Annotated in this window: 4 protein-coding genes; all 4 read right to left on the bottom strand. The window is 39.1% G+C overall.

Features of this window, described 5'->3' with window-relative positions:
- The coding region (gene sprA / locus AACZ30_RS11760; protein ID WP_339649536.1) for a cell surface protein SprA at window positions 1–3852 on the bottom strand (3852 nt) is incomplete at its 3' end.
- Between the two features lie 64 nt (window positions 3853–3916).
- Window positions 3917–4498: a Holliday junction branch migration protein RuvA gene (gene ruvA, locus AACZ30_RS11755; RefSeq protein ID WP_075325653.1), complete on the bottom strand. Its 582-nt coding sequence runs from the start codon at window positions 4496–4498 to the stop codon at window positions 3917–3919.
- Window positions 4499–4669: 171 nt separating this feature from the next.
- A complete protein-coding gene (locus AACZ30_RS11750) occupies window positions 4670–6955 on the bottom strand; it encodes an NADP-dependent malic enzyme (RefSeq protein ID WP_093305046.1) in 2286 nt (761 codons plus the stop codon).
- A gap of 204 nt (window positions 6956–7159) precedes the next feature.
- The coding region (locus tag AACZ30_RS11745) for a 4Fe-4S double cluster binding domain-containing protein (protein WP_339649531.1) at window positions 7160–7630 on the bottom strand (471 nt) is incomplete at its 5' end.

The raw sequence follows: 7630 nt of genomic DNA, 5'->3' as shown, positions 1-7630 counted from the left end.
ATTTTCGTTTTCCTCAATATTTACTGCTGAAACTTCAAAAAGAGTGTTTTGATTTTCCGGAAGAATATTTCTATCTCTTAAACCGCGATTATACCTTCGGTAGTCGCCTCTCACCAATTCCATAGTTCCAAAGCGCAATAAAGTTTCTTCTTCAAAGCCACTAAGAAACATTCTCATAAAACGAATAGATCTATAATCGGCTATACCTCCTTTAGCATCTGTAGGCTCGTAAATTGGAATTTTAAACTGAAGCCAGCGCACAGGGAGTTCATTTCCATTTCTAAGCGTGGTGGTAAGTTCTTTCTCGTCAGTTATATATTGATTATTTTCTACGCCCATCCCCGGGAAGAAAGGTATTTTATATTCAAAATAACTATCTATAGTGTTCATTGTGTTATCCCGGTTCACATCTTCAGTAGTTGGCAATGTGGTATTTCCCCTATTGGTATCGCCAACTTCTGGCGGCGAGTTGCCATCTGGCCCGTTATAATTCCGGTAGCGATTAACTATATCGCCGTCGGTATTTAGAAAATACTCGTAATTATCTGCTGCAGGATCGGGTAAATTGCTGAATTCAGGAAATTTTAGTGATTCTTGCACATCTGAAAGACCATCATAACCCACATCCTGATTGGTTCGCTCTTCCCCTTCAGAATCAAAAGCATAAATTAAAGATTGGTCTGCAGGGACTTTGGCAACCTGTGTTTCTATGGTATTTTCTGCGCCACCACTAGCGGGCAAACCGTTTTCATATTGTTTACGGCCATCTTTCAGAACATCTTCAGAAATATTCCCTAAATTAAAATTGATAGTTCCCGCTGAATTTCCCCGATTTTCAGAATAAATATAAGGGTCCATTACCCAAAATTCTATAAACTCTACATTGCTTTGTTCAAAATTGGTAGTATTTATTCCGCGCATTATTCCTCCAAAACTTTCCGAAGGATTGGGCAGGGATCCATTTGTGGTTGCAGGGTTAAAATTATATGGCCCGCGTTCTTCAGGAAAATAAGCTACATCCATAGTGTACACCACCTGTGGCTGCCCTTGCACTACATCGGTATTGGGAAATATTTCACTTAAGGCAACCCTTCTTGTTGCGTAGGTAGAAATATCGTTATCTGTAATCCCATTGGGGCGGTTACTGCTATAAAAAATAGGATCTATAGTATACCAGGCCAATTTCGCCCTTTTATCACCCACCTTAACATCGCCATTGGCGCGTTCCCCACCATACCCAAGCGGAACACTACTTAATTCCCAACTTAAAGGAGCACTAATATCTATTGTAGTTTGCGCTGCTTCAAAATCGTCTATATAGGTGGTTGCTTTTCCCTGAAAATCGTTAATTGCCGGTGCCCCAGGTTGTAAATAGGCAAATTCTCCAGTTACCGAAAAGTTAGAAGGTACATCGGTATCTATGTTGGGCAACTTATTTACCAGCCTTGTAAACAAAGGAACCTCGGTAGAATAATTCACATTAAAACCGAAAATTGAATTATTTATGGGCTCGTAACTATAATTTGCTTTTTGGGTTAGCGGGCGTTCCTTGAGGTTTAGGAAAGTAGCACCAACCAGGAAATTTTCATTAAACTGATGTTCTACATTTATCCCTGTAAAACGTTTGGTTTGCTGTCCAAACAAGGCATTATTTTCGGTATTTACCTGGATTGGAATATCTGAAGCTAACAAAGCTTCGTCTATAATTTGAACTCTTCCCAATTCATAATTCACTACATAATCTACACCTTCCTGCAACAGCCTACCCCCGGCAGTTACGGTAACAGATCCTGGCGGAAGGTTAAAGCCAATAGGAATTCCTTCAACTTCGCCCGATTTATATCTCCCTTTTAACTGAAATTTATTCTTATCGGCATCCTCCTGTTCTGCCTGTGTTTTCGTGGTTCGATATAAAGACCTAAAAACATATTTTTGTTGATTGGCATTCCAGGTTTCAGGGTTATTATAATCTTCGGTTCCCGTATTGGGGGAGTTATCAAGTTTTTCAAATAAATGCCGCCCAAAGGGTTCTACCGAAGTAAAAATTATATTTCCATTTTGTGGATCTATTGTTAGACCAGGCACATAATCAAAGAAACCATCTCCACCATTTATAGGGTCGTTATTGTTATTTAATTTATCGAGGTTAAAAACCCTAAGCAATGGGGTTTCCCTAACATCTTCAGGCAATGGCACCGAGCCATCCCCAGCAGGTTTTATATAATTTAGTGGCTGCGGATCTGTATATAAAATATTCATTCTAAAATCTTCCCGCTCTAATTGATAAGCGCCAAGACTATAAATATTTTTCATCATTAAATCCCAAACAGGCTCATCTACATTTGTAATGGTGCTTTTTAGCATTTTAACCACCAGGTTCTGGTTTATTCTCTGGTTGGTTACGGGCTCATTGGGATCTTGTGTTGGGTTTTGAGCAGGATTATTGTCTCCTGTTGCATTCACGCCATCGTTGGCGAATTCTCCAACCTGGTAAACTTCACCGTTTACCGTATACTGAAAGGCGATGGCTAAAATTTCATCATTGCTTAATCGCTGGTTTAAGGAAATATAACCAAGTTGGGTGTTCAAACTATACTCATTGGGCTGCAATTGTCTTGCATTCTCCAACTTTACATAATCCAGCCCTTCTGAAACCTGAACTCCGCCAAAACCGTTATCTACCGTTGCCACATCTCTAATTGCGGACGTAAGAACAGATTCTGCCGAACCATTTATACCAAATGGATTAAAATCGTTATTCTCGTTATCTGGAAAACTTCCTCCTGGCTGATTAAAAAACCCTGCTGGGATGTTATCTAAACCTATATTTCCCGGTAAATTAGTTTCTCCCAAATCCTGAATAGCGACGATATTCCTCGTATCGGTTAGGTTTTGAACATTATTGGTTCTATTGGTTACCCAAACCTGCACCCTTTTAATTTGAATATTGGTATTTATAAAAGGATAATTTTTAAGCGCCTCATCATAGTTGTCTCTAAAATAATGAGAAAGGAAAAAGTGACGATCCTGGTCGTAATCCAGGGCAAACTTTTCAAATTCTTCTACCGTAGAGCCACCTTCAACATTTACCGTTCTTCGTTCTGATTTCTGTTCAGAAAAAACACCGGTAATTCGGGTTTTTCCAAATTGTAATTCGGTTTTAAATCCGAACAAACTTTGTGCGCCCTGCATTAGCGCGTTATTGAGCGGCATATTTACATTTCCTACTTCAATTTTTCTTACAATATCATCTTCGGTTGGTGTGTATTCTAACTTTAATTGATTTTGAAAATCAAATGTAGATTCGGTATCGTAATTGGCGGTAATTTGCAAACGTTCTCCAATTTGCCCAAGCAGGCTTAAACTAATTCGCTGATCGAAATCGAAAGTGAGGTTTTGCCTGTTCCTGGGAGAAAAAGCCGGGTTATCCTGTTTGGTGTAAAGCAAGCCCAAATCCATCTCTACTGTTCCCTGCGGAACAATATTAATTTCTGAACCACCAAAAATACTTTCAAAAAAACTATTATTTACGTAAAAATCTGGCAATAAGTCTCGCTGAATTTCCGCTGCTCCTTCTTTTCGCCCGGCCTGCGCATCAATTTTCTGTTTAAAATAATTGCGCATTTCTTCATCTAAGACCAGGTTTTCGTATTCTTCAGGTGTTAAAATTAAAGGAATAGAAAGATCTAAATCTCCCAACTGCTCCCGATAAATATACCGGTCTAAAATAGGATCGTATTCGTAGAAAGAAGAGATTAATTCAGAATCAGGCAGCGTTATTTCACCCAAAGTATACCCGGTTTCGGTGGTATCCTGAGGGGTTTCTTGTGCAGTGGAAATCAATGAAATTATCAATGACAACAACAAGCTGAGCTTAACCGAAGTTGACAATTTCCAGTAATTGTGCCTCAATTCTTTACAAATTTTTAAGAGCCATTTTTATAATAGATTCTACGGTAGGGCTGTTAGAATCTTTCATTATCTTATCTACTACCCTTGTAGCCTGCTTTCTTGCGAAGCCGAGAGTCTCTAATGCAGATAACGCTTCTTCTTTTATAGTATTGTCCTGAGGAACAAAAACTTCGTCTTCCCCATAGACTTTCAATATTTTATCTTTTAGATCCAAAATTACCCGCTGTGCGGTTTTAGCACCAATTCCTTTTACACTTTGTATGGTGGGAACATCGCCATTTGCAATAGCATCTTTAACCTGGTTGGGTTCTAAAGAAGATAACATTGTCCTGGCCGTACTGGTACCCACACCCGAAACCGAAATTAGCAGCCTAAAAATATCCCTTTCAGACTTTTGATAAAAACCATAAAGCGTATGGGAATCTTCCTTAACATGTAAATGGGTGTAAATACTTATATTTTCTGAATCTGGTATGAGAGAAAAAGTATGAAGAGAAATATTGACCATGTACCCCACGCCGTTGCAAGCGATTACTATGTAGGTAGGATTCTTCTCTATTAATTGCCCCTTAAGATGATGAATCATAAAATTTTAAACTTAACGAGCCAAATGTAGTAAATAAAAATTAAGCCCGAAATCTTTGCTTCGGGCTTAACTACTGTATATGCAACTTATTTTACTCGATAAGCGAATTTAAAAATCCTTCGGACTTACCTCAAAATTGAAATAATTCTACTTATGTACGAATTTGTAAGCTTACTTCTTTTGTTTCTTTTCTTTTTCCTGTGCATCAACTACAGTTACCGCAGTCATATTCACAATTTCTTCTACACTTGCGCCGAGCTGAAGAATATGCACCGGCCTACGCATTCCCATCATAATCGGCCCAATAGAGTCTACTTTGTTCAGCTCCTTTATGAGTTTGTAAGTACTGTTGGCTGAATCAAGATTAGGATAAATTAAAGTATTTACTTTTTTCCCTGCCAGTTTTGAAAATGGGAACTTATTTTGAAGCATTTCACGGTTAAGCGCGAAATCGGCCTGTAACTCTCCATCTACATTTAGTTCAGGATGATTACGGTGTAAATAAGAAACAGCTTCTTTCACTTTTGTAGCACGCGGATCTTTAGATGAACCAAAATTGGCATAAGACATCATAGCAACTACCGGCTCCAAACCAAACAGCTGCACAGTTCTCGCCGTCATTTGGGCAATTTTAGCAAGATCTTTTGCCGGCGGATCTATATTAATAGAAGTATCACTTATAAAAAGAGGACCTCTAGACGTATTCATAAGGTTGGTGGCAGCTACACGTGTTACTCCCGGAGCCATTCCAATAAGTTCCAGCATAGGTTTTACTACTGCAGGATAGGCCCTGGAATATCCTGAAAGCAAGCCATCGGCATCACCTTCGTTAACCATCATGGCGGCAAAATAGTTACGTTCCCGCATTAGTTTTTCGGCATCATAAAGCGTTACACCGCTACGGTTTCTCGTCTTCCAATAAACCTGCGCGTAAGCTTTTCTATGCTCTTCTTCCTCATCAGATTTTGGGTCTATAATAGCAACTTCTTCGTGGAAGTCTATTTCTGCCATTAATTCTTCAATAAGCTTTCTGCGGCCCAGTAAAATTGGAATAGCGATTCCTTCATCGTGCACAATTTGTGCAGCTTTAAGCACATCAAGATGATCGGCTTCAGCAAAAACAATTCGTTTAGGATTCATTTTTGCACGGTTTAGCAATAACCTTGTGATCTTGTTATCACTTCCCATTCTTTCAAGCAGTTCTTCTTCATACCTATCCCAATCCTGAATAGGTTGTCTCGCCACACCACTTTCCATTGCAGCCCTGGCCACTGCCGGAGGTACTTTAGCAATTAAACGCGGATCAAATGGCTTTGGAATAATATAATCTGAACCAAAATTTAAACGGGTTTCTCCATAAGCGATATTCACCTGCTCGGGTACGGGTTCCTTAGCCATTTCGGCTAAAGCTTTTACCGCGGCCATTTTCATTTCTTCGTTAATCTTTGTGGCCCTAACATCTAAAGCTCCCCTGAAAATAAACGGAAATCCAAGTACATTGTTCACCTGGTTGGGGTGGTCACTTCTTCCCGTAGCCATAATAATATCCTTACGGGTATCCATTGCCAGTTGATAATCAATCTCGGGATTTGGATTGGCCATGGCAAAAACGATAGGGCGTTTCGCCATACTTTTTAGCATCTCTGGAGAAACAATATCGGCGATAGAAAGTCCAACAAATACATCGGCATCTTTCATGGCTTCTTCCAGGGTATCTATTTTCCTGGATGTAGCAAACTCTATTTTTTCTTCAGAAAGATTTGGACGATCTTTTCTAATTACGCCCTTACTATCTGTCATTATAATATTTTCAGCTTTTGCTCCAAAAGCTTTATAAAGTTTAGTACATGAAACCGCTGCCGCACCGGCACCGCTTATCACAATCTTCACTTTTTCCATCTTTTTCTTAGCAAGCTCCAGTGCATTTAGCAAAGCCGCAGCCGAAATGATGGCCGTCCCGTGCTGATCGTCATGCATTACGGGAATATCCAGCTCAGCTTTTAATCGCTTTTCTATCTCAAAAGCTTCGGGAGCTTTAATATCTTCAAGGTTAATTCCGCCGAAAGTAGGAGCGATATTTTTAACCGTTTCAATGAATTTATCTACATCTTTAGTATCTACTTCAATATCAAAAACATCAATATCGGCAAAAATCTTAAAGAGCAAACCTTTACCCTCCATAACCGGCTTAGAGGCTTCAGGACCAATATCTCCAAGACCTAAAACAGCGGTTCCGTTAGAGATAACGGCAACGAGGTTTCCTTTTGTAGTATATTTATAAGCGTTTTCTTTATCTTTTTCTATCTCCAGGCAAGGTTCTGCCACCCCAGGGGAATATGCCAGGGAAAGATCCCTTTGTGTTGCATATTTTTTTGTAGGTACTACCTCTATTTTCCCGGGCTTGGGTTTGGCGTGGTAAACCAGTGCTTCTCTTCTTTTTCTAGGATTATTGCTCATAATTTAATTTTTCTACTAACTACAAAGGTAGCAAGCTTGGTTTCAATATTGAACTCTAGCGGAAAAAAGAAAACTTAAAATTCAGAAAATTGACGGATTATTCCATCTCCCGTATTTTAATGAAAATTTAATAAAAGAGGAGCTGTTTTAGCCTGAAAAGCTTATAAATTCTAATGATTCTGACAATTTACTGAAGTTAAAACTTCAACATAATTTGCCTATAAATTTAATATTCCTCTTTAAACCTTCAAATTTGGTTCTCTTTACAGCCGATTTTCTAAAGATCTCATTAAAAGTCTCTTTGGTAAGTTCTTCCCAACCCTGTTTATCTTTTTCTAATAATTCTGGATGCGGATTAAACAATGGTTCGTTGTGAGGTTTTGAAAAACGGTTCCACGGGCAAACATCCTGGCAAATATCACAGCCAAACATCCAGTCTTCAAACTGGTTTTTATAGGAGTTAGGCAGTTCATCTTTTAGCTCTATCGTGAAATAAGAGATACATTTACTCCCATCTACCTTGTAAGGGTCTACAATAGCATCAGTTGGACAGGCGTCTAAACAAGCGGTACAGCTTCCGCAGTGATCGGTAACCGGCGTATCGTATTCCAACTCGAGATCTACAATCAATTCAGCTATAAAATAGAAAGAACCGGTTTGTTTGGAAAGTAAATT

It is taken from the genome of uncultured Salegentibacter sp. (assembly GCF_963972535.1).
Classification (GTDB): Bacteria; Bacteroidota; Bacteroidia; order Flavobacteriales; family Flavobacteriaceae; genus Salegentibacter.
Note: the sequence above shows the minus strand (reverse complement) of the source record. Positions and strands in the feature narration are given on the sequence as shown.